The organism is Prauserella halophila, assembly GCF_024171895.1.
GTDB classification, from domain to species: Bacteria; Actinomycetota; Actinomycetes; order Mycobacteriales; family Pseudonocardiaceae; genus Prauserella; species Prauserella halophila.
The window spans coordinates 265,141-287,638 of record NZ_JAMTCQ010000010.1 but is presented as its reverse complement, the minus strand read 5'-3'; the positions used below and the strand labels follow the sequence as shown (position 1 = coordinate 287,638).

Here is a 22,498-nt window from a genome sequence, read left to right as displayed (position 1 = left end):
GATCGACGGTAGGCAGCGGTATGGTGCCGCGCAATCGAGCACGCAAACGCTTGCCGCCCCGTCGGGAAGGAGTCCGTCGTCCCCGTGCCGAAGAGACCGAGCCGGCCGACCCAACGCGACATCGCCGACCTGGCGGGCGTGTCGATCACTACCGTGTCACACGTCGTGAACGACACGAGAACCGTGGCACCCGCGACCCGCGAGGCCGTGCTCGCCGCGGTCGAGCAGACCGGCTACACGGGGGACGTCATCGCCCGGTCACTGGTCACGGGCGGGACGCAGACGATCGGGCTGGCGGTGCCGCTCAGCGGCAGCCCCCACATCGGCACGCTCGTGCAGGCCGTCGAGCGCGAAGCCGCGGCCGCCGGCTACACCGTGCTGCTCTCGGACACGCACGACTGCGCCGACACCGAACGCGCCGTCGTCCGCGCACTGCGGGCCCATCGCATCGAGGGCGTGGTGCTCGTGTCCGCACCCGACGACCGCGACGTCGTCGACGAACTGCTGACCGCAGGGGTGCCGACCGTGCTGCTCGACCGGCTGACCACACGCAGCGACATCGACCAGGTCGGTCCGGAGAACATCCAGACCATGTCGGCGCTCACCGAGCACGTCGCCGCGCGGGCGCACCGGCGGATCGGACTCGTCAGCGGGCCGGAGGGCCAGGTCACGAGCGACGAGCGCGTGCTGGGCTACCGGCTCGGGCTCGGCCGCGCCCGCGTGCCGTGGAGCCCGGAACTGGTCGTGACCGGCGAACCCAGCCGTGACGGCGGCGCCGCGGCGCTGGCGACGTTGCTGGAGCTGCCGGAGCCGCCGACCGCGGTGCTGGCGGCCGACGACGCCATGGCCGCGGGCGTGGTCGTCGAGGCGCGGCGACGCGGGCTGCGGATCGGCACCGACCTGGCGCTCGCGTGCTTCGACGAACCCGAGTGGTCCGACCTCGTCGACCCGCCACTGACGACGGTCGCCCAGGCGGTGGCCGACATGGGCGGCGAGGCGATGCGCCTGCTGCTCGCTCGACTGAAGGACCCGGAGCGCGAACCGGAGACGGTGCGGCTGCCGCCTGCGTGGCGCCACCGGACGTCGTGCGGCTGTCCACCGGAGAACCCGACCCCCTGACCCTCGCGCGTGTCCTGCGCCCTCCCGTCGCCCGACCTCCACCCCCCACCGACGCGCTGACGCGCGACTGCGTCCTCGCGGGTGTTCTGCACTCAGGCCCGTGTGCCAGCCGCACATCGCTGCCGCTGCACTCGTGAGCATCGACAACCGACTGCGCCCGGTGCCACCATCGAGCGATGACAACGGCGTATGTCACGTGTCCGCTGTGCGAGGCGACCTGCGGACTCGAGGTGACACTGGACGGCACGGCCGTCACCGGTGTCCGCGGTGACCGCGACGACGTGTTCTCCCGGGGCTACGTCTGCCCGAAGGGCGCCTCCCTCGGCGCGCTGCACCACGACCCGGACCGGCTGCACACACCGTTGATCCGCCGTGACGGCGAGCTCGTCGAGGCGTCGTGGGACGAGGCGTTCGCCGAGATCGACGCCCGGCTGCCCGGGCTCATCGACGCCCACGGCCGGGACGCGGTGGCCGTCTACGTCGGCAACCCCGTTTCGCACAACGTGTCCGCCTCGGTGTACCTACGCGCGCTCGTCAAGGCGCTGCGCACGACGAACGTCTACACCGCGGGCAGCGTCGACCAGATCCCGAAGCACTACTCGTCCGGATACCTGTTCGGCGGCGCGATGACGATCCCCGTACCGGACCTGGACCGCACCGAACACCTCCTCGTACTCGGCGCCAACCCGCTCGTGTCCAACGGGAGCCTGATGACGGCCGGTGACGTGCGGTCACGGCTGCGCGGGATCCGCGAACGCGGCGGCCGGATCGTGGTCGTCGACCCGCGGCGCACGCGGACCGCCGAATTCGCCGACGAGCACCACCCGATCCGCCCCGGCACCGACGCGCTGCTGTTGCTGGCGATGGTGCACACGCTCTTCGCCGAGGACCTCGTGCGGCTGGGCACGCTTGCCAGGCACGTCACCGGCGTGGACGAGATACGCGAGCTCGCGACGGACTACTCGCCGGAAGCGGTCACCGGGGCGACGGGGCTCCCGGCCGCCGACATCCGCCGGCTGGCCCGCGAGCTGGCAGCCGCCGACCGGGCCGCGGTCTACGGCCGGATCGGCACCACGACACAGGAGTTCGGCACGCTGACGAGCTGGCTCGTGGACGTGCTGAACGTGCTCACCGGGCACCTCGACCGCGAGGGCTGCGCGATGTTCCCGCTCGCCGCCGCGGGGCAGGCGAACACGGCGCCGGGCAAGCCGTTCCGCGCCGGACGCCGCCACACCCGCGTGCGCGGCCTGCCCGAGGTCATCGGCGAGGTGCCCGTGGCGACGCTGGCCGACGAGATCGAAACCCCCGGTGACGGGCAGGTGCGTGCGCTCATCACAATCGCGGGGAACCCGTGCCTGAGCGCGCCCAACGCGGCCCGCCTCGACGCCGCGCTGGCCGACCTCGACTTCATGGTGTCGATCGACATCTACCGCAACGAGACCACCAGCCGGGCCGACGTCGTCCTGCCCGCGCCGAGCCCGCTCGAACGGCCGCACTACGACGTGACGCTGTACCAGCTCGCGGTGCGCAGCGTCGCGAACTGGACCCCGGCCACGCTCGACACCGGCATCCCGCAGGAATGGCGGACGCTGCTGCGGCTCAGTGGCGTCATCGCCGGTCAGGGGCCGGACGCCGACGTCGACGCGCTCGACGACCTGCTCGCCGCCGACCTGGCGGACCGCTACGGCGTCGCCGCGGACGAGTCCCGGCGCGGACCGGAGCGGATCGTCGACCTGATGCTGCGCGCCGGGCCGTTCGATCTGACGCTCGCCGACCTCGAAGCCGCCCCGCACGGCGTCGACCTGGGCCCGATGCAGCCGCGTGTCCCCGACGTGCTGGCCACCGAGAGCGGCAAGGTCGAACTCGCGCCGGAAGCGATCGTGTCGGACATGCCGCGCCTGGCGGATTCGCTGGCGCGGTGGTCGTCGTCGCGGTCGAACAGTGCGGCGTCGAACGGTGCGGTGTCGAACAGTGCGGCGTCGAACGGTGCGGCGTCGAACGGCGCCGGTGGGCGGGCTTCCGGCCGGACGACGGATCTGATCCTGATCGGCAGGCGGCAGCTGAGCTCGAACAACTCGTGGATGCACAACCTCGAACCGCTCGTACGCGGCAGCAACCGGTGCACGGCGCAACTGCACCCCGACGATGCGAACGGACTGGACCTGGCCGACGGCGACCCGGTGACGGTCACCGCCCGCACGGGGTCGATCGACGTCCCCGTGGAGATCACCGACGCGGTGCGGCCCGGTGTCGTCAGCATTCCGCACGGCTGGGGACACGACGTGGCGGGCGTGCGGACCACCGTCGCGACGCAGCACAGCGGCGCCAACGCCAACGTGCTCACCGACGACCTCGCCCTCGACGTGCCCACGGGAACCGCCGCACTGGGCGGAATCCCGGTCACCCTGACGAAACCCTGACGCGCATGTCCTGCACTCGGCACGCCGTGTTCTGCACTCAAACCCGCGTGTTCTGCACCGGAAACAGTCCTCATCGGACATCGTGACGGTCCTGATTCCTGCCGGAGTCCGCGGTGCTCGACTCGAGATCGACCGCAGGAGCGGGTTTTCCCGGTGCGTTCCGCCGGATCCGGCCACGGCGGCTCAGGCGGTGACTCCCCACTCCCGGCGAAGCAGGTCTCGACCACGTCGCCACATTTCGGCATGCGCCGAAACGTCGCGCCCCTACGGTCTCGCCCACGACCGAATACGCAACACACCTGCGCTGGTCGGGTTCGACAGCCGAGGGCATCCGCTCCCACTCGCGCAACCACGCCGCCCGCCGCAGCTCCCGCGAGCCTGAGCGCCGACCCGGCGTTACTGGGCGACCACATCGCGAGTGTTTTGTCGCCAACAGCCTGTCCACCCCGGTCCGGGTGCGAACGACCGTAGTGACCGAGTAGCCGTCAGCCCCACGCGTCGGCGACGTCGGCGTGCTGCCGCACCCACGTGTGCATGACGACACCGGCGGCGACACCCGCATTGATCGACCGCGTCGTACCGAACTGCGCGATCGACACGACCAGGGCCGCCGCGTCCTTCGCCTCCTTCGACAACCCGGGCCCCTCCTGGCCGAACAGCAGCACGCACTCGCGCGGCATGTCGGCAGTCTCGAGCGGCTCGGCACCCGGCGTGTTGTCGACCGCGACGATCGGCAGCGCCCGCGCGGCTGCGAAGTCGACCAGCCCGTCGACCGTGGGGTGATGGTGGAGGTGCTGGTACCGGTCGGTCACCATCGCGCCGCGGCGGTTCCAGCGGCGCTTGCCGACGATGTGCACGGCAGCGGCGGCGAACGCGTTGGCCGTCCGCACCACCGTGCCGATGTTGTGGTCGTGCTGCCAGTTCTCGATCGCGACGTGGAACGGGTGCCGCCGCAGGTCCATGTCGGCGACGATCGCCTCGCGCCGCCAGTACCGATAGGCGTCGACGACGTTGCGCCGGTCGCCCTCGGCGAGCAGTTCCGGGTCGTAGCGCTCGTCATTGGGCCACGGCCCCTCCCACGGGCCCACTCCCACCTCGGGATTCGCACCCCACTCGGTCGGACCGGCCTCATCGGCACCTGGCTCGTCAGACGTCACGCGGCCATTCTCCCGGTTCGGCGCACCGGCGAGGCACCCGCACCGCTACGCGGGCAGGCCGGCCGCTCTCCTCACCCCAGCCGGATCGAGTGGCCGGTGCCGGGCTGATGCCACCGGTTCCGCCACAGCACATACACGCCCACATACGACCCTATGACCAGCAGCAACGCCGCGACTGCCACGAACGACAACATCGAATGCGGAATCAGCGTGCCGTAGATGTAGTACTCGTTGAATCCGCCGGGCAGTGAGCCGAGCCCGCGCTGCTCACGCAGGAAGTCCTCGACAACGGTCAACGGACAGGGGAGCGGGAACACGTTCACCGCGACACCCCACGCCGCGAACAGCACGTGCACGAAAACCGACTTCGGCCAGATCCACGCCAGAAAACCGCCGAGGCCGATATAGGCGAGCGCGAGGAAATGCACGACGGTGACCACAACGGTCAACAGCCATAGCATCGAACCCCACCTGCCCCGGCGACCGGCGACAACCCCCTACTACTCCGGCCAACATAGCGTGCCGGGGAGGCATTCCGCGTCCGGGAAAACCCTGGAGGGGCGCGTTTCGCCTCCGCCGTTATGGTTCCGATACCCGATTCGCTTCCCGGGAAGCCGCCGCAGCACTCGCCTGATAGGCGGAACCGGGCGCATCCGTTGCGTGAGGAACCCGTTCGGGTCGGATGTGCCCCGAAGGGCACCTTCGGGGCACTCAACGCCCCCAAGGTGCCCTTCGGGGCACTCGCGCGCTGAGCTGTTCGGGGGTCGCTCGGTCGTGGGGGTCAGGTGCGGGACAGGCCGAGGTCGTCGAGGTCGAGGAGGTAGCGGTACGCGAGGCCCGCCTCCTCGATGGCCTCACGGGCGCCGGTGCCACGGTCGACGACGGTTGCCACGCCGACGACGGTCGCGCCCGCCTCGTTCAGCGCTTCGACGGCCGTCAGGACGCTGCCGCCGGTCGTCGACGTGTCCTCGACGGCCAGCACTCGCTGCCCCGCGACTTCGAGACCCTCGATCCGGCGCTGCATCCCGTGTTCCTTGAGGTTCTTGCGCACGACGAACGCGTCGAGGACCATGCCGTCGGCCGCGGCCGAGTGCAGCATCGACGTCGCCACGGGGTCCGCGCCCAGCGTCAGCCCGCCCACCGCGACGTAGTTCCAGTCCGCCGTGACCTGCCGCAGCAACGTGCCCATGAGCGGTGCCGCCGCATGGTGGAGAGTGGCTCTGCGCAGGTCGACGTAGTAGTCGGCCTCCTTGCCCGAGGACAGGGTCACCTTGCCGTGCACCACGCACAGCTCGGTGACGAGCCTGGCCAGTTCGCTCTTCGCCGCTTGGTCCAACGAGGGTATCGCCACGGCTCGCAGTCTGGCATGCATGCGTTGCGGAACCGGCCGCGGCCCGCGCCGGACGTGACACCCGCCGCCTGCCGGGAATCCGCAGTGCGGCGGCCGCGGTTCAGGTGCGGCCGCGGCCCGCGAACCGCCCGCCGATGCGCCGGATCAGCCCGCGCGGCAACAGCTTCCCGACCGCCACCGCGAACTTGTACTGCCCACCCGGAATCGACACGGCCTTGCCTCGTCGCAGATCCGAGAGCGCCTCGCGCACGACGACGTCGGCCTCCAGCCAGATCCGCTTCGGACCGGACTTCTCCAGCCTCGCGCGGTCGTGGAACTCGGTGCGGGTGAACCCGGGGCACAGCGCCATCACGCGCACACCCGACCCCTGCAACGCCGCCGCGAGTCCGTCCGAGAACGACGTCACCCACGCCTTGCTGGCCGTGTACGTCGAACCGCGACCGGAGAAGAAACCCGCCACGCTGGATACGTTGACGATGTCGCCGCCGCCCGCTTCGCGCATCGCCGGGACGGCTGCGCGCGTCAGGTGCAGCACCGCCGTGACGTTGACGTCCAGCTGGTGCTGCAGTTCCTCGGGCGAGGCTGTCCAGAACTCGCCGGCCAGACCGAGCCCCGCGTTGTTGACGAGCAGGTCGACCCCGCCTGCCAGTCGCTGTTCGACGGCCTCGCGTCCCTCGGCGGTGGCCAGGTCGGCCGGCAGGACGTCGACGGACACGCCGTAGCTTTCCACGAGCGCGTCCGCGCGGGTGCGCAGCCGCGTCTCGTCCCGTGCAACGAGCACGAGGTCGTAACGCTCACCGGCGAGTTCCCGCGCGAATGCGGCACCGATGCCGGACGTGGCACCGGTGATGACGGCGGTCGGCATCAGCGGTTGACACCCTCTCCCGGAGCGTTCACGCCGGGCTCGTCGACCTCGGGGTCGGACGGATCCGGGGCGGGCGGTTCGGCGACGGGTGCCTGCGCAGGCACGTATCGCTCCTCCATCGCCTCCTCGGACGGGTCGATGATGTCGGCGATCTCGCCGAGGTCGCGCAGCAGCCGCTCGAGCCGCGACGGGCCGACATTGGGCGCGAGACTCGCCAGCACCCATTCGCGCTCGAACCACGCCACACCGACGTCCCCGCCGAGCGCATCGGCCGCCTCGACGAGCTCCTGCGTGACGAGTGCCCGACCCGCGGCCACCTCGTCGGCGAACGCGTACCGCTGGCCGACCGGGCCGAGCAGCTCCGGCATCTCCGTGCGCTGGAACGGCACGCTCGCCAGCCACAGTTCGAGCAGCACCGGCTGCACGCGGTTGCAGCGCACGGCCACGATCACCGACGGGATGACGCCGTCGGCGACGACGTCGAACACGAACACCGGACGCCTGCCGTCGGAAGTGAAGGTCGAGCCCGCGACCACGTTCACCGCGGATTCGGCACCGAAGTAGCCGATCGCGCCGCCCGACCACTCGCGCGGCAGCTCCTCGTCCTCGTCGACGTACTGCCAGCCGCGCAGCTCGGCCCAGCGCGCGCGTTCCCGGTTGCGGGAGCTTTCGCGCGCGCGATCGGTCATCAGCAGAGCGAGACCCGCCACGGCGGCGATGGCCGCGACGACGAACCAGATCCACGCCGGAATACCCACGCGAGCAGCGTATCCCGCCCGGCCCGCCACACCGAAGAGGCAGGCCGGACGGAACGCAAACGGATCCGGCCGGTTACGACCCCCGGGTGACGACGAGCGACTCGGACGCCTCGAGCTCGGGTGCCTCGACCCGGACCGTGTCGCCGTCCCGGATCTCACCACCCAGCAGTTGCTTGGCCAGCTGGTCGCCGATCGCCGACTGCACGAGCCGCCGCAGCGGACGCGCACCGTACACCGGGTCGTAGCCGTTCAGTGCCAGCCACTCGCGCGCAGCGGAGGACACGTCGAGCGTCAGCCTGCGCTGGGCGAGTCGCTGCCCGAGCCGGGCGACCTGGATGTCGACGATCTCGCCCAGCTGCTCGGTGCCCAGCGCATGGAACACGACGATGTCGTCGAGCCGGTTGAGGAACTCCGGCTTGAAGTGCGCCTGCACGACCGACATGACCGCGTCCCGCCGTTGCTGCTCGTCGAGCGCGGCGTCGGCCAGCGCCTGCGAACCGAGGTTCGACGTCAGGACGAGGATCGTGTTGCGGAAGTCCACCGTGCGGCCCTGACCGTCGGTGAGCCTGCCGTCGTCGAGCACCTGCAACAGCACGTCGAACACGTCGGGGTGGGCCTTCTCCACCTCGTCGAGCAGCACCACCGAGTACGGCCGCCTGCGCACGGTCTCGGTCAGCTGCCCGCCCTGGTCGTAGCCGACGTACCCCGGGGGAGCGCCGACCAGCCGCGCGACGCTGTGCTTCTCCGAGTACTCGCTCATGTCGATGCGCAGCATGGCGCGCTCGTCGTCGAAGAGGAACTCGGCGAGCCCCTTGGCCAGCTCCGTCTTGCCGACACCGGTGGGCCCGAGAAACAGGAACGAACCCGTCGGCCGGTCCGGATCGGCCACGCCCGCGCGCGCCCTGCGCACCGCGTCGGAGACGACCTTCACGGCATCGGCCTGCCCGACGACCCGGCCGGTCAGCTCCTCCTCCATGCGCAGCAGCTTGCCGGTCTCGCCCTCGAGCAGCCTGCCTGCGGGAATCCCGGTCCAGGCGCTGACGACGTCGGCCACGTCGTCACCGCCGACCTCTTCCTTGAGCATCACGTCGGGCCGGGACTCCGCCACCTCGGACGCCTCCGTGGCCTGCTCGAGCTCCTTCTCCAGCTGCGGGATGCGGCCGTAACGCAGCTCGGCGGCACGGCCGAGATCGGAATCACGTTCGGCACGGTCCGCCTCGCCGCGCAGCTGCTCCAGCTGTTCCTTCAGCTCCCGGACCCGTTCGATCGAGCCCTTCTCGTTCTGCCACCGCGCGGTGAGCGCGTTGAGCTGTTCGCGCCGCTCGGCGAGTTCCGCCCGCAGCGCCCCGAGCCGGTCCTTCGAGGCGGCGTCGCTCTCCTTCGACAACGCCATCTCCTCGATCTCGAGCCTGCGCACGGCACGTTCGACCTCGTCGATCTCCACGGGGCGCGAGTCGATCTCCATGCGCAGCCGCGACGCCGCCTCGTCGACCAGGTCGATCGCCTTGTCCGGCAGGAAGCGCGCGGTGATGTAGCGGTCCGACAGCGTGGCCGCCGCGACCAGAGCACTGTCGGTGATGCGCACACCGTGGTGCACCTCGTAGCGCTCCTTGAGGCCGCGCAGGATGCCGACTGCGTCCTCGACCGACGGCTCACCGACCATGACCTGCTGGAACCGGCGCTCCAGCGCGGCGTCGGTCTCGATGTGCTTGCGGTACTCCTCGAGCGTCGTGGCGCCGACCATGCGCAGTTCGCCGCGCGCGAGCATCGGCTTGATCATGTTGCCCGCGTCCATGCTGCCGCCTTCGCCGGACGCGCCCGCGCCGACGATCGTGTGCAGCTCGTCGATGAACGTGACGACCTGGCCCTCGGAGTCCTTGATCTCCTTGAGCACGGCCTTCAGCCGCTCCTCGAACTCGCCGCGGTACTTCGATCCCGCGACCATCGAGCCGAGGTCGAGCGACACGACACGCTTGCCACGCAGCGACTCCGGCACGTCGCCGGCCACGATCCGCTGCGCAAGACCCTCGACGATCGCCGTCTTGCCGACACCCGGCTCACCGATCAGCACCGGGTTGTTCTTCGTGCGGCGCGAGAGCACCTGCACCACGCGGCGGATCTCCGGGTCACGGCCGATGACCGGGTCCAGTTCGCCCGCCTTGGCGCGTTCGGTCAGGTCGACGCCGTACTTCTCCAGCGCCTGATACGTGCCTTCCGGGTCCGGAGTCGTGACCCGGGCCGAACCACGGACCTGTGTGAAGGCGTCCCGCAAGGCCTCCGGCGTCGCACCGCTGCCGCTCAGCAACTGCGACACCGGACCACCGTCGGCCGCCAGCCCCACCAGGACGTGCTCGGTCGAGACGTACTCGTCACCGAGCTCGGTCGCCAGTTTCTGCGCATGCGTCAGCGACTTGACCGCGTGACCGTCGAAGTTGGGAGACGACACGGTGGAACCGGTTGCGGCGGGGAGCTTCGCGACGATCGGTTCGAGCTCGGCGTCGATCGCCTGCGGATCGGCTCCGACAGCCGTGAGCAACGGCCCCGCCAGCCCGTCCGACTGAGCCAGGAGCGCACCGAGCAGATGTGCCGGCGAGATCTCCGGATTGCCCGCCATCGTGGCGGCCTGCGCCGCCGACGAGATCGCCTGCTGGGTCTTCGTGGTCGGATTGAAAGCGTCCATCCCCTCACCTCTGGATCGTCGGTATCAGCCACAGCGCCGTCGGCCACAGCCTCGCAGCTCGAGCGCTCTCATACAGTCCAACGTCAGAAAACTTGAGTCTGTTCCGCTCAATTCTAGCGGGACGATCCGCGCAGGCCACGCGGTGCGTACTCCTCACCGTGGTGAGTACCGGACGCGTCGACTACGGGCCAGCCGACCTGTGACACGCCGGCAAGGCGAACGCGTCGGGCCAGCGGTGTTGCCCCGAAGGGCACCTTCGGGGCGTTGAGCGCCCCGAAGGTGCCCTTGGGGGCATGACTGCCCACCCCGACGCCGCCCACCGCGGAAAGATTGCCGTGAGTGGCAGGGCGTCGCAGGTCGTGTCCGGTTCAGCGGGTTTGCCCCATTAGCACACATCTACGCCGCGTGTCGTCACAACTCGGCGTAACAAAAGCAGTCGAAAGTCTTGTTTGACAGAGACCGTACGGGCCAACCTCTACGTCATGCCTGTACCGAGCGCAGTCTCCACAAACTCGCCGCCGACGTCGGGAGACACCCACATCCTGGCTGCCGAGGGCGAGCTCCTCTCCTCGATCGAGACCTGGATCAACGACATCTTCACGCCGATCTCGGACGGCTTCTCGGCCTTCGTGTTCGCCGAGATCAGCATGTTCGGGATCTCCTTCCCGTGGATCGTGGCGTGGCTGATCCTCGCGGCCACCGTCTTCACCGTCTACTTCGGCTTCATCCAGTTCCGTAAGTTCAAGCTCGCCACGCAGATCGTGCGCGGCAAGTTCACGGACAAGTCCGAACCGGGCGAGATCCACCACTTCCAAGCCCTGGCCTCGGCACTGTCCGGAACCGTCGGACTCGGCAACATCGCCGGTGTCGGTGTCGCCGTGACGATCGGCGGCGCCGGCGCCACCTTCTGGATGATCTTCGCCGGCCTGCTCGGCATGTGCACCAAGTTCGTCGAGTGCACCCTCGGGGTGAGGTACCGCGAGGAGCATGCGGACGGCACCGTCTCCGGCGGCCCGATGTACTACCTGCGCAAGGGCATCCCGGAGCGGTTCCCCAACGCATTCGGCGCCGGCCTCGGCAAGGTACTCGCGGTACTGACCGCCATCGGCATCCTGTTCTTCGGCATCGCCGGCGGCAGCATGTTCCAGGCCAACCAGACGTTCCAGCAGGTCCGCGACGTGACCGGTGGCGACGGCGGCCTGTTCGGCAGCGACGGCTCCGCCCTGATCTTCGGCATCGTCCTGGCGCTGATCATCGGCGCCGTGATCATCGGCGGCATCAAGTCCGTCGGCGCAGTCACCGGCAGGCTCGTGCCGGCCATGGCCCTCGTCTACATCGCGGCATGTCTGCTCGTGATCGTCATGAATCTCGGCCAGGTGCCGGGCGCGGTCGGTGAGATCGTCAGCGGTGCGTTCACCGGCGAAGGTGTCGCAGGCGGTGCCATCGGCGCCTTGATCGTCGGGTTCCAGCGTTCGGCGTTCTCCAACGAAGCGGGCCTCGGCTCCGCACCGATCGCCCACTCCGCGGTCAAGACGAAGAACCCCGCCACCGAAGGCTTCGTCGCCCTCCTCGAACCGTTCATCGACACGGTCGTCGTCTGCACCATGACCGCCCTGACCATCGTCATCGCCAGCCCGCAGATGTGGCTCGACACCAAGGCGACGGTGGCCGCAGGCGGCGATGCGCCGGACAACGAGCAGGGCGTGACGATCACGTCCGAGGCGTTCGGCACCGTGTTGCCCTGGTTCCCGTACGTGCTGACGGTCGCCGTCGTGCTGTTCGCGATCTCGACGATGATCACGTGGGGCTACTACGGCCAGAAGGCATGGACGTACCTGTTCGGCAAGTCGCGCATCGGTGAGCGCATCTACCAGGTGCTGTTCTGCCTGACCGGTGTCGCAGGCTGCGTGCTCACGCTCGGCAGTGTGCTGTCGTTCGCCGACGCGGTCGTGTTCTCGCTGGCACTGTTCAACATCATCGGCCTCTACCTGCTGATGCCGATCGTGAAGAAGGAAGTCCAGACCTTCCTCGGCAAGCTCAAGTCCGGCGAGGTTCAACGCACGGACAAGGAACCGCAGGGCTGAGCCGACCGGCCACAGCAGGATTCGAATCGAACGCCCCCGGGGCGCACTGATCGTCTTCAGTGCACCCGGGGGCTTCACTGTGTCCGGGCTGCGATCGAGCCGGCAGTGGCAGCGCCGACAGCAGTGGCGAGCGGGCAACGGCAGCGCCGACAGCCGGGCGAGCTCGTACTCACAGTGATCATCATCGGGCTACTTTCGACTGAAACAAGTGATATACACCACAGTCGAGCCGTCGAGAATGTGATCGCGGCAACTCGCCCGTTTGCCGCTCTCACCTGGTCCGAGTGACCCAGCGGAGCACCTCCGGCACGCCAGGTTGCAATAACCCGGTGTAACAAATCGTTTGATTTCCTTGCTCTAAACCATTCGTTCAGGTCAACTACCTGACCATGTATTTGCAGAGCACAGCCGGAGCGGCGAACCCGCCCGGCTCCGCCCACGTCCTCGCCGCGGACGGAGGGGGCATCTTCGCCGGCGTCGAGAACTGGATCGCCGACAACTTCACCCCGATCGCCGACGGCCTGGCGAGCTTCGTCTTCGCCGAGGTCACCGTCGCCGGCGTCACGTTCCCCTGGATCGTGTCCTGGCTGATCCTCGGCGCCATCGTCTTCACCGTCTACTTCGGGTTCATCCAGGTCCGTCGGTTCAAGCTCGCCACCGAGCTGGTGCGCGGCAAGTTCACGGACAAGTCCGACCCCGGCGAGATCAATCATTTCCAGGCTCTGGCCTCGGCGCTGTCCGGCACCGTCGGACTCGGCAACATCGCCGGTGTCGGTGCCGCTGTCACCATCGGTGGCGCCGGGGCGACGTTCTGGATGATCTGTGCCGGCCTGCTGGCCATGGCCAGCAAGTTCGTCGAGTGCACGCTCGGCGTGAAGTACCGCGAGGAGCATGCGGACGGCACCGTCTCCGGCGGCCCCATGTACTACCTGAGCAAGGGCATCGCCGACCGGTTCCAGAACGGCTTCGGCGTCGGCCTCGGCAAGGTGCTCGCCGCACTGACCGCCATCGGCATCCTGTTCTTCGGGATCATCGGCGGCAACATGTTCCAGTCGAACCAGGCGTTCGCGCAGATCAAGGACGTCACCGGTGGCGACGACGGCCTGTTCGGCAGCGACGGCTCCGCCCTGGTCTTCGGCATCATCCTGGCGATCGTCATCGGCATCGTGATCATCGGCGGCATCAAGTCGATCGCCAACGTCACGTCGCGCCTGGTGCCGACGATGGGCGTGCTCTACATCGTCGCCTGCCTCGTGGTCATCCTCGTCAACTTCACCGCAGTGCCCGCCGCGATCGGCGAGATCATCAGCGGTGCGTTCACCGGCGAAGGCGTCGCAGGCGGCATGATCGGTGCGCTGATCGTCGGTATCCAGCGTTCGGCGTTCTCCAACGAAGCGGGCCTCGGCTCCGCACCGATCGCCCACTCCGCAGTCAAGACGAAGAACCCCGCCACCGAAGGCTTCGTCGCCCTCCTCGAACCGTTCATCGACACGGTCGTCGTCTGCACCATGACCGCCCTGACCATCGTCATCGCCAAGCCTGCGATCTGGACCGAGGGCTTCGCCGACGTCAACCAGAACGGGGCCGACGCGCCCGACGGTGTGACGGTCACGTCGGACGCCTTCGCGACGGTCATGCCGTGGTTCCCCTACGTGCTGACGGTCGCCGTGGTGCTGTTCGCCATCTCGACGCTCATCACCTGGGGCTACTACGGCCAGAAGGCCTGGGGTTACCTGTTCGGCCGCAGGACGGTGTCGATCCGCATCTACCAGGTGCTGTTCTGCATGATGTCGGCTGCGGGCGCGGTGCTCACGCTCCAGTCGGTCATCGACTTCGCCGACGCGGTGCTGTTCCTGCTGGCCCTGTTCAACATCACCGGCCTGTACCTGCTGCTGCCGATCGTCAAGAAGGAGGTCAAGAGCTTCCTGGGCAAGATCGACAGCGGTGAGATCCAGAAGAAGGAGAAGACGGAGGTCTGACGCTCCCGTCGACCACTCCCACTACGAGCGGCCCGGCATCCAACTTTGGGTGCCGGGCCGCGTCGCTGCCACACCACGATTACCCGTCCGAGCGATGTAGTTGATCACGTGAAGTGACGATGGGTTCGTTATCCCAGGGTGACAATTCACGGCCACATAAGTGACATACACCCCAAAACGGTCGACTGAGCCACCCATCCGGAGCAACAACAGGACGAGCGGGTCTGTTCGCTCTACCGTGCAGCTGCACATGATTTTAGGGTGAGCCCGTGCGTACGCACCGAAAGGCGGATTGGACAGTGAACTCGACTGCGAACTCTTCACCACGGCCCCGCGCCGGAGCGAAGAGCGGTTCCACCACAACCGGCGTCGCCACGCCGGCCGCCGGGTCACCCGCGCGCGCCTAGCCCTGGAAGGCCCTGACGATCACAGTGCGTATCGACTGCAATCCCACCCGCCTCCGCACCGAGGGCCGCCGCGTCCTCGGACCCGGCGGCCTCGCCGAGCCCGGTTCCGCGATATGACAGCCGAGCCGCTCAACCCGATCCCGAAGGTCGCCGACCCCGGCGACACCCCGGCGGCCGTCACCACCATGGTTCGCCACATCCGCGACACGTGGCGCGAGATCGAACCCCACACCCCGGAAGTCGCCCAGTTCTTCTACGGGATGCTGTTCACCCTCGCCCCCGAGGCACGTGACTTCTTCCCGATCCACATGGACGTGCGCAGCGGCAAGCTCGTGCGCGCCATCGTGAACATCCTGCAATCGGTGGACCGGCCCGACGACGTGGCGCCGTACCTGGTGCAACTCGGCCGCGACCACCGCAAGTTCGGCGTGCAGGCGCACCATTACGAAGCCATCGGCACCGCGCTGCTCGCCGCCGTGAAACGGCAACTCGGACCCGCCTGGACCGACGAAGTCGAACGCGCGTGGGCGGAAGCCTTCACGATCGTCGCCCGCTCGATGCAGGACGCGGCCGAGGCCGACGAGTACCCGCCGTCGTGGACGGGCACCGTCGCCGAACACCGCAGGCTGAGCTGGGACCTGGCGCTCGTGCGGATCGAGCCGGACCGCCACATTCCGTACCGGCCCGGCCAGTACCTGAGCGTCGAGGTGCCGCAGCGGCCGCGACTGTGGCGCAACCTGTCACCGGCCAACGCGCCGCGCCCTGACGGTTCGATCGAGTTCCACGTGCGTGCCATCGAGGGCGGCTGGGTCTCTCGCGGCATCGTCAGCCACACCCAGCCGGGCGACGTGTGGCAGTTCGGCGCCCCGATGGGCCAGCTCCACGTCGACCGCGAATCCGGCCGTGACGTGCTCATGATCGCGGGCGGCACGGGCATCACGCCGCTGCAGTCGATCCTCGACGACCTCGGCCGCTTCGGGAAGAACCCCCACGTGACGATCTTCTACGGCGGCGGCGCGCGCGAGGACCTGTACGCACTCGAGGTGCTGCGCTCGCTCGCGTCGACGAACCCGTGGCTGACCGTGCACCCGGTCGTCGAGCAGGACGAAGGGCTTTCCGGATTCGAGGTCGGCACCCTCGCGGACGTCGTCTCCTCGTACGGCGCGTGGGCCGACCACGACGTGCTCGTCTCCGGCTCCCCGGCGATGATCCGCGCGACCGTCAGCCGCATGCTCGTCGCAGGCACCGCGCTGGACCAGATCCGCTACGACCCCTTCACGGAGGAATGACCCGCAACCCCGTGTTGCAGGGCTCCAGCACCGCGTGTTCTGCACTCGGCACCGCGTGTTCTGCACTCGTGCCGTCATGCGACGCCCGCACCGTCAGCCGGCGGCTCCGTCGAGCAGTCGGCTGTAGCGCAGCCGAAGAGCCCGCTCGGTACTGGCCAGCGCCGCCGCGGCGGTGACCGTGATGTTGGCCCAGACCGGCAGCTCCACGGGCGGGCTGAAAGTGCCGAGGTGCTCGGCGATCTCCGGCACCCGCGTGATCGATCCGACGATCTGTGTGAGCAGGACGAGCAGCGCTACCAACAGCACACTCACCGAGCCGGCGCCCATCCAGTGGCTCAGCGTCGGGTGTTCACGTTCGAAGCGCAGCCGCCGCCCTTCCGCGGAGGCCGGATCAGGAGCGAGCCGGCGCTCGGCGCCCTCGGCGGTGACGTAGTGACAGCGCTTGAGGCCGAAACCGCTCGCCGCCACCTCGATGGTGCCACCGGGTACGGGAAAGCGGGCCGGGATGGACGACACGGCGTGATGCCTGCCGTCGAGATACAGATCGGCGCTCCGGCGGCCGTTCGAGTCGTACTTCCCGTGCTTGACGTCGACGCTGTAGACCGGTTGCCTGCCGTCGTCGGACAACCGCACGTGAAACAGTGCGCGCCGCGTCCACTGCCACCATCGGAACCGCTTCAGCTCCCGCCCGTCACCGGGCTCGACCCGGCTCAGAGCCCGCTCCCGCCGCCACGCCCGGAATCTGCCGCCCACTCTGGTCACTCGCCCTTCTCGGCGGCGCAGGCCAGATCGTGCTCGGGACGATCACCGGTGGTCAGGTACGTCGTCACGGCGTCCTTCGCACAGGTGTTGGCGCCGAACGGGTAGATAACGTGCCCGCCCTGGTCGGCGGTCACCATCGTGGCGCGTTGCCCGAACGCGCGGCGCAGCTTCCGGGCGCCGACCAACGGTGTCCCCGGATCGCGCTCGTTCTGCACCATGAGCACGTTCGACGGACCGCGATCGCCGATGTGCACCGGCGGCTCCTGGCGTTCGTCCGGCCAGAACGCGCACGGTCCGATGTTGGCCGTCGAACCGCCGAGCATCGGGTACTTCGCCCGGTCCACTGCGACATTGCCCAGGTACTGCCACATCGAGTCCGGCCAGCGCGAGTCACCACAGGTGACCGCGAGCCGCGCCGACATCAGGTTCTCCATGTCGCCGGACGGAGGCGACGGTGCCGGCGGCAACGGCCGGTTCTCGTCGAGCGCCTGCCACATCTCTGCCAACAGGGGCATGAGCGCGTCGCTGTAGAGACGCTCCAGCGTGATGCCCCGCAGCAGCGTCCCGTCGATGCCGTGGACGGGCTTGTCGTCCAGCCGATCGACCAGCTCGAAGAACTTCGCCCTCACTTGCGCCGGCGTACTGCCGAGTCCGTACTCGGGACGGGCGGCAGCGAACGCCGCGAAGTCCGGGAACCGGTCCGCCATACCGCGGGCGAACAGGCGCATGGCCTCGTAGTCGTAGCCGTCGGGGCTCATGTTGCTGTCGAGCACGACGCGGTCGCTGCGCTGCGGGAACATCGTCGTGTACACCGCGCCGAGATAGCTGCCGTAGGACGCGCCGAGATAGGAGACCTTCGGTTCACCCAACGCCACGCGAAGCCGGTCCATGTCGCGAGCGGTGTTGGCGGTGGTGGTGTACGGCAGCATCCACGCCGTACGCGAGGTGGCGCACTGCTCGGCGATGGTCCGCGCGTACCGGGATTCGGTCACGACATCGACCGGAGTGTGCGCGTACTGCGCGAATGCACCGCGAGCCTGCTGCCGCTCGGTGAGGTCGCAGGTCACCGGCGCGCTGCGGCCGACACCACGCGGGTCCATGCCGACGATGTCGTAGGAGTCCAGCACCCGCTTCGGCAGCCCCGCCCCGGCCAACGTGGCCGGATAGTCGAGCCCCGGGCCGCCGGGTCCGCCCGGGTTGGTCAACAGCACGCCCCGGCGCCGTGACGGCTTCTCGCTCGGTAGCCGGGACACCGCGATCTCGATCTTCCTGCCGTCGGGTTTCCGGTAGTCCAGGGGTACGTCCAGCGTCGAACACTCCAGACGCGGCGAGGACGCCTCCTCGGGGCACGGCCCCCACCGAAGGGAATCCCAGGCCACAGATCCGTCCGGCGTCGACCGCGGTTCCCGCGCTGCCACCGACACTCCCGGGACCATGGACAGGACGAAGGCGGCGGCGAGGACGCCGGCCACGGTTTTGCGCATATGTTCCCCCACGTTCGGTGTCATCACGACAGCGATTCTTCGTGGAGTGAGGTCCCGGCCACATCGTCCCGGCGTCCAGAGCTTCCTCGACCGGCGTCGAAGGCGCAGGTTCGACCTACGTCTGGTCCGACGTCATCCTCGCGGTCGCTGCACCGAACGCCGGGCTCCGCGATACTGACCGGGATGATCACGGACGCCACGCCCCGGTTCAGCCCGCCGCACCACGTGTGGCGGATCCTCACCGGCGCCGTGATCGGTGCCCTGCTGTGGCTCGCGACCGGTGTTCAGCTCGCACAACAGCACTCGGCCGGAGCGGACATGTGGTTCTACACCGGCGATCCGCTCGTCGGACTCGCATGTCTGGCGGCGCTCGTATGGCGCAGGCGGTTCCCGCTCCCGGTGGCGCTGGCGACAGCGCTCGCGTCGGCGGTCTCGACCACCGCCTCGGCTGCCGCACTACTGGCGCTGTGCTCGCTCGCCACCCGTCGGCGTCCGATGGAGATCGCCGCGGTGCTGCTCGTCTCGGTCGCCGTATCGCAAACTTACGTCGAGTTCCGCATGGCGGGTGCACCGAGCGGTCCACTGTGGCTCCAGCTCGCAGTCGCGGTGCTGGTCACGGGGATCGCCGCCGCCGGCGGCGTGGCCGTCGGCGCCCGCCGTACCGAGGTACGCTCGCTGCAGCACCGGGCCGAGAGCGCCGAGCGGGAACAGCTCGCACGCGCGGCACAGGCACGCACCCAGGAACGGACACGCATCGCCCGCGAGATGCACGACGTGCTCGCGCATCGGATCTCCCTGGTCGCCATGCAGGCCGGGGTTCTGAACCATCGCGCCGATCTGTCGAACCACGATCGGCAGGTCATGATCCGCGGCATCGCCGACGGCGCGCACCAGGCGCTGGAAGAGCTGCGGGACGTGCTCGGGGTGCTCCGCACCGACCCGGACCGGCCGGAACAGCCGCAACCCACCGTCGAGAGCATCCCGGACCTGGTGACCGACGCCCGCACGTCGGGACTGGACGTCACGTGGACCACCACCGTGCGGGGCACACCGCCGGAGGCCATCGGGAGGGCCTGTTACCGGGTCGTCCAAGAAGGACTGACCAATGCCGCGAAACACGCACCCGGCACCGCCGTGCACGTCGGTGCCGGAGGAGCGGAAGGCCACGAACTGCGGATCAGCGTGGGCAACTCACCGGCCACCGGCGTCCCCGCGCGATGCCCCGAGTCGGGATTCGGCCTGCTCGGGCTGACCGAACGCATCACGCTGCTGGGAGGGGAACTCGACCACCACCGGAGCGCCGATGGTGGGTATCTTCTCGCCGCGCGCCTGCCCTGGCCGCGTCACGACGACGAAAAGAGAGCCTGAGTGAACAGCGAACACGATCCGGTGCGGATCGTCATCGTCGACGACGACCAGCTGGTGCGCATGGCTTTGCGTCTCATGGTCGACGGCGAGCCGGACCTCACGGTGACCGCCGAAGCGGCCGACGGCGACGACGCGCTCACCGCGGTGGAGCAGCACCGGCCCGACGTCGTGCTGATGGATGTCCGCATGCCCGGCCGCGACGGCATCACTGCCACCGGTGACATCCTCAGCCGCCCCACGCCGCCCCGGGTGCTCGTGCTGACCACGTTCGACTCGGACGAGTTCGTGCTCGGTGCACTGCGTGCAGGCGCGCTCGGATTCGTGCTCAAGGACACGCCGCCCGCGCAGATCGTCGACGCGATACGAACCGTCGCCCAAGGACACCCCGCGCTCTCGCCCGCAGCGACCGCGCGCCTGATCGCGGCGGCCACCGGACCCCGGTCCTCGGAGGCCAGGCGCTCCGCCAGTTCGGCCGCGGCCGCGAACCTCGCCACGCTGACCGAACGGGAGCTGGACACGGCCCGGGCCATCGCGGACGGGCTCGGCAACCCCGAGATCGCCGCGCGACTGCACGTCAGCGTCGCGACCGTCAAGGCGCACATCGGAAACGTGCTCGGCAAACTCGCGGTCGAGAACCGCGTGCAGATCGCCCTCGCCGTCCGTGACGCGGAGAATTGATCACTGATTCCGATCACCACAGTTGCCTTCGTCGGGGGGCGGTTCCAGCGGCAACGTGACGACGAAACGGGCCCCTCCGCTGAATTCGGCGAGCTCGAGCGTGCCGCCGTGCAGGGCCGCGATGTCCCGGGCCAACGCCAATCCGAGACCCGCACCGCCCTGCGAGCGCTGTCGGGACGTGTCGATGCGGGTGAACCGCTCGAAGATGCGTTCCCGGGACTCGTCGGGCACGCCCGGCCCATCGTCCGCGACCTCGACCTGCGCGCGGCCCCGCGTTACCGACAGCCGGACCTCGACCCTCTGGCGGGCGTAGCGTTCGGCGTTGTCGAACAGGTTCGTCAGCAATCGCGCCAAGTGCGTGCGGTGGCCGCGAACGACGACAGAATCGGCGAGGTGCAGGCTTCGCTCCACGTTCGCAGGTGTGCGCCGGTCGGCAACCTCGGTGATCAGCTCGGCCAGTTCGGTCGGCTCGCCTCCTTCCCGAGTTTCCGCGTCAATGCGCGCGAGAGTCAGCAGATCCGCCACGAGCCGGTCGAGGCGGTCCAGATCCTCCAGCGTGCCCGATACGATGCCGGGCCAATCGACCCGGTCGGGGTGTTCCTGCGCGACTTCGAGCGGCGTGCGCAGCGCGGCAAGCGGGCTGCGCAGCTCGTGCGAGGCGTCGGCAACGAACTGGCGCTGTTTGCGGACGGACTCGTCGAGCCGGTCAAGCGTGTCGTTGAGCGTCACGGCCAGACGTGCGGGCGCGTCGTCGCCGGCCGGCACCGGCATCCGTCCGCGCAGATCGCGTGCCGACAGCCGTGCGAACTCCCTGCGAATCGCGTCGACCGGGCCCAGCGCTCGTCCCGTGCTGAACCACGTCAGCCCGGCGACGACGGCGAGAAGCGCGGGCGCGCCGATGAGCATCGCCCGTGTGGCCGCCTCCGTCGCCCGGCGCACCGATTCGGTCGAGGCTCTGGCGACAAGCGTCCGGGTTCCTTCCGAAGTGGTCACAGTGGCCTCGGCGGTACGGAACGGACCCGCTCCGGAGGTGCGGCCACTTCTCGGAGCATCGGCCTGGACGCGCTGCTCGTTCGCTGTGACGTCGACGGTTACACCGTTCGGGACGGCCTTTCCGGCGCGCACCGCCTCGGTCGCCGCGCGCAGCCGATCGTCCAATGCGGTGTCGAGCTCCTGGGTGAGCTTCGTGTCGAGATAGGACACGAGCGCGAAGCCGATCGCCATGGTCGCCACCGCCACCACGACGGTCGCCGTGATCGTGGTCCGTGCACGTACCGAGAATCGGGCGAGCCCGGAGCGCTTACGCATCGGGCACCAGCCGGTAGCCGTGCCCCCGCACGGTTCTGATGCTGTTCCGGTCGTACGGCAGGTCGATCTTCTTGCGCAGCGCGCTGATGTGCACCTCGACCAGATTCGGCTCCGGTCGTTCGGCGAAGTCCCAGCCGCCTTCGAGTAGGCGGCGCTTCGACAGCACCTGGCCCGGATGCGTCGCCAACATCTCGAGCAGCGTGAACTCCTTGCCGGTCAACAGAATCTGATCGCCGCCGCGTGCACAGGCACGCGCCGACGGGTCGACCACGAGGTCACCGACGTGGATCACCGGAGCACGTGCGGGCGCGCGCCGTACGACGTTACGCAGCCGCGCCAGCAGCACGACGTACGAGAACGGCTTCGTGACGTAGTCGTCCGCACCTGCGTCGAGCGCCTCGGCCTCGTCGTACTCGCCGTCCTTGGCCGTGAGCATGACGATCGGCGTCGCATCGCCGCCCGCCCGTAGTCGTGCACACACCTTGTAGCCGTTCAGGCCCGGAAGCATGATGTCCAGCAGGATCGCTGCGTACTCGTGGTGCTCGGCGTACCAGAGCGCCTCGTTGCCGTCCCCGGTCACGTCCACCGACCAACCCTCAGCGTTCAGTCCCGTCCGCAGCGCGTCGGCCACGCGTGATTCGTCCTCGACGATCAACACCCGCATGGCCGACAGTCTCCCAGTCGAACCTGAAGAGAACTTCAGAATCGTTCAGCCTTCCTTCAGTGGGGACCGGGCACGGTCGTAGACATCGCGGAAACGCCGCGAGGAAACCCACAGGAGGAATGACA

The 22,498-nt window shown here is 69.1% G+C and carries 17 protein-coding genes; 7 read left to right on the top strand and 10 right to left on the bottom strand.

Features of this window, described 5'->3' with window-relative positions:
• The first annotated feature begins 84 nt into the window (after positions 1 to 84).
• Both LY41_RS13690 and LY41_RS13685 read left to right on the top strand, forming a co-directional pair.
• Positions 85 to 1,119, top strand: coding sequence for a LacI family DNA-binding transcriptional regulator (locus tag LY41_RS13690; RefSeq protein ID WP_253864383.1), 1,035 nt, complete (start codon positions 85 to 87; stop codon positions 1,117 to 1,119).
• Positions 1,120 to 1,295: 176 nt separating this feature from the next.
• Positions 1,296 to 3,539 (top strand): molybdopterin-dependent oxidoreductase, encoded by a 2,244-nt coding sequence (locus tag LY41_RS13685; RefSeq protein ID WP_253864382.1) that lies wholly within the window; start codon positions 1,296 to 1,298, stop codon positions 3,537 to 3,539.
• Between the two features lie 485 nt (positions 3,540 to 4,024).
• On the opposite strand, the gene LY41_RS13680 is transcribed toward LY41_RS13685, so the two are convergent.
• The 6 genes from LY41_RS13680 to clpB form a co-directional block, all read right to left on the bottom strand.
• Positions 4,025 to 4,696, bottom strand: a complete 672-nt coding sequence (locus tag LY41_RS13680) for a TrmH family RNA methyltransferase (RefSeq protein ID WP_253864381.1) — start codon at positions 4,694 to 4,696, stop codon at positions 4,025 to 4,027.
• Between the two features lie 71 nt (positions 4,697 to 4,767).
• Entirely contained in the window at positions 4,768 to 5,157 is a 390-nt protein-coding gene (locus LY41_RS13675; protein WP_253864380.1) for a DUF2784 domain-containing protein, read from the bottom strand.
• Between the two features lie 320 nt (positions 5,158 to 5,477).
• Entirely contained in the window at positions 5,478 to 6,068 is a 591-nt protein-coding gene (gene pyrE, locus LY41_RS13670) for an orotate phosphoribosyltransferase (protein WP_253864379.1), read from the bottom strand.
• Positions 6,069 to 6,147: 79 nt separating this feature from the next.
• Entirely contained in the window at positions 6,148 to 6,912 is a 765-nt protein-coding gene (locus LY41_RS13665; RefSeq protein WP_253864378.1) for an SDR family NAD(P)-dependent oxidoreductase, read from the bottom strand.
• Positions 6,912 to 7,670 carry a TtfA family protein gene (locus LY41_RS13660; protein ID WP_253864377.1) on the bottom strand — a complete coding sequence of 253 codons (759 nt, stop codon included), beginning with the start codon at positions 7,668 to 7,670 and terminating at the stop codon, positions 6,912 to 6,914. Before LY41_RS13660 ends, LY41_RS13665 begins: the two co-directional genes overlap by 1 nt.
• A 73-nt stretch (positions 7,671 to 7,743) precedes the next feature.
• Positions 7,744 to 10,350: an ATP-dependent chaperone ClpB gene (gene clpB, locus LY41_RS13655; RefSeq protein WP_253864376.1), complete on the bottom strand. Its 2,607-nt coding sequence runs from the start codon at positions 10,348 to 10,350 to the stop codon at positions 7,744 to 7,746.
• Positions 10,351 to 10,832: 482 nt separating this feature from the next.
• On the opposite strand from clpB, the gene LY41_RS13650 reads away from it, so the two are divergent.
• The 3 genes from LY41_RS13650 to LY41_RS13640 all read left to right on the top strand — a co-directional run bounded on the left by LY41_RS13650 (position 10,833) and on the right by LY41_RS13640 (position 16,109).
• Positions 10,833 to 12,434, top strand: a complete 1,602-nt coding sequence (locus tag LY41_RS13650) for an alanine/glycine:cation symporter family protein (RefSeq protein WP_253864375.1) — start codon at positions 10,833 to 10,835, stop codon at positions 12,432 to 12,434.
• Between the two features lie 389 nt (positions 12,435 to 12,823).
• A complete protein-coding gene (locus tag LY41_RS13645) occupies positions 12,824 to 14,413 on the top strand; it encodes an alanine/glycine:cation symporter family protein (RefSeq protein ID WP_253864374.1) in 1,590 nt (529 codons plus the stop codon).
• A gap of 520 nt (positions 14,414 to 14,933) precedes the next feature.
• A complete protein-coding gene (locus LY41_RS13640) occupies positions 14,934 to 16,109 on the top strand; it encodes a globin domain-containing protein (protein ID WP_253864373.1) in 1,176 nt (391 codons plus the stop codon).
• A 93-nt stretch (positions 16,110 to 16,202) separates the two neighbouring features.
• Here the strand turns inward: LY41_RS13640 and LY41_RS13635 are convergent, their stop codons facing one another.
• Positions 16,203 to 16,871, bottom strand: a complete 669-nt coding sequence (locus LY41_RS13635; RefSeq protein ID WP_253864372.1) for a hypothetical protein — start codon at positions 16,869 to 16,871, stop codon at positions 16,203 to 16,205.
• Positions 16,868 to 18,355 (bottom strand): alpha/beta hydrolase, encoded by a 1,488-nt coding sequence (locus tag LY41_RS13630; RefSeq protein ID WP_253864371.1) that lies wholly within the window; start codon positions 18,353 to 18,355, stop codon positions 16,868 to 16,870. Before LY41_RS13630 ends, LY41_RS13635 begins: the two co-directional genes overlap by 4 nt.
• Positions 18,356 to 18,538: 183 nt before the next feature.
• Between LY41_RS13630 and LY41_RS13625 the strand changes: the two genes are divergently transcribed.
• Both LY41_RS13625 and LY41_RS13620 read left to right on the top strand, forming a co-directional pair.
• The gene (locus LY41_RS13625; RefSeq protein WP_253864370.1) at positions 18,539 to 19,723 is read left to right on the top strand and encodes a sensor histidine kinase; all 1,185 of its coding nucleotides are present in this window, start codon (positions 18,539 to 18,541) and stop codon (positions 19,721 to 19,723) included.
• Positions 19,724 to 20,401: a response regulator transcription factor gene (locus LY41_RS13620; protein ID WP_253864369.1), complete on the top strand. Its 678-nt coding sequence runs from the start codon at positions 19,724 to 19,726 to the stop codon at positions 20,399 to 20,401.
• On the opposite strand, the gene LY41_RS13615 is transcribed toward LY41_RS13620, so the two are convergent.
• The gene (locus LY41_RS13615) at positions 20,402 to 21,307 is read right to left on the bottom strand and encodes a sensor histidine kinase (protein ID WP_253864368.1); all 906 of its coding nucleotides are present in this window, start codon (positions 21,305 to 21,307) and stop codon (positions 20,402 to 20,404) included.
• A gap of 394 nt (positions 21,308 to 21,701) precedes the next feature.
• Positions 21,702 to 22,373, bottom strand: a complete 672-nt coding sequence (locus tag LY41_RS13610) for a response regulator transcription factor (protein WP_253864367.1) — start codon at positions 22,371 to 22,373, stop codon at positions 21,702 to 21,704.
• Positions 22,374 to 22,498 lie beyond the last annotated feature (125 nt).

Bases quoted from the DNA above. Each gene is read 5' to 3' on its own strand.
- LY41_RS13685 (WP_253864382.1), top strand. From the start codon at position 1,296: ATGACAACGGCGTATGTCACGTGTCCGCTGTGCGAGGCGACCTGCGGA.
- LY41_RS13675 (WP_253864380.1), bottom strand. From the start codon at position 5,157: ATGCTATGGCTGTTGACCGTTGTGGTCACCGTCGTGCATTTCCTCGCG.
- pyrE (WP_253864379.1), bottom strand. From the start codon at position 6,068: ATGCATGCCAGACTGCGAGCCGTGGCGATACCCTCGTTGGACCAAGCG.
- LY41_RS13665 (WP_253864378.1), bottom strand. From the start codon at position 6,912: ATGCCGACCGCCGTCATCACCGGTGCCACGTCCGGCATCGGTGCCGCA.
- clpB (WP_253864376.1), bottom strand. From the start codon at position 10,350: ATGGACGCTTTCAATCCGACCACGAAGACCCAGCAGGCGATCTCGTCG.
- LY41_RS13650 (WP_253864375.1), top strand. From the start codon at position 10,833: ATGCCTGTACCGAGCGCAGTCTCCACAAACTCGCCGCCGACGTCGGGA.
- LY41_RS13645 (WP_253864374.1), top strand. From the start codon at position 12,824: ATGTATTTGCAGAGCACAGCCGGAGCGGCGAACCCGCCCGGCTCCGCC.
- LY41_RS13640 (WP_253864373.1), top strand. From the start codon at position 14,934: ATGACAGCCGAGCCGCTCAACCCGATCCCGAAGGTCGCCGACCCCGGC.
- LY41_RS13630 (WP_253864371.1), bottom strand. From the start codon at position 18,355: ATGCGCAAAACCGTGGCCGGCGTCCTCGCCGCCGCCTTCGTCCTGTCC.
- LY41_RS13625 (WP_253864370.1), top strand. From the start codon at position 18,539: ATGATCACGGACGCCACGCCCCGGTTCAGCCCGCCGCACCACGTGTGG.
- LY41_RS13615 (WP_253864368.1), bottom strand. From the start codon at position 21,307: ATGCTCATCGGCGCGCCCGCGCTTCTCGCCGTCGTCGCCGGGCTGACG.
- LY41_RS13610 (WP_253864367.1), bottom strand. From the start codon at position 22,373: ATGCGGGTGTTGATCGTCGAGGACGAATCACGCGTGGCCGACGCGCTG.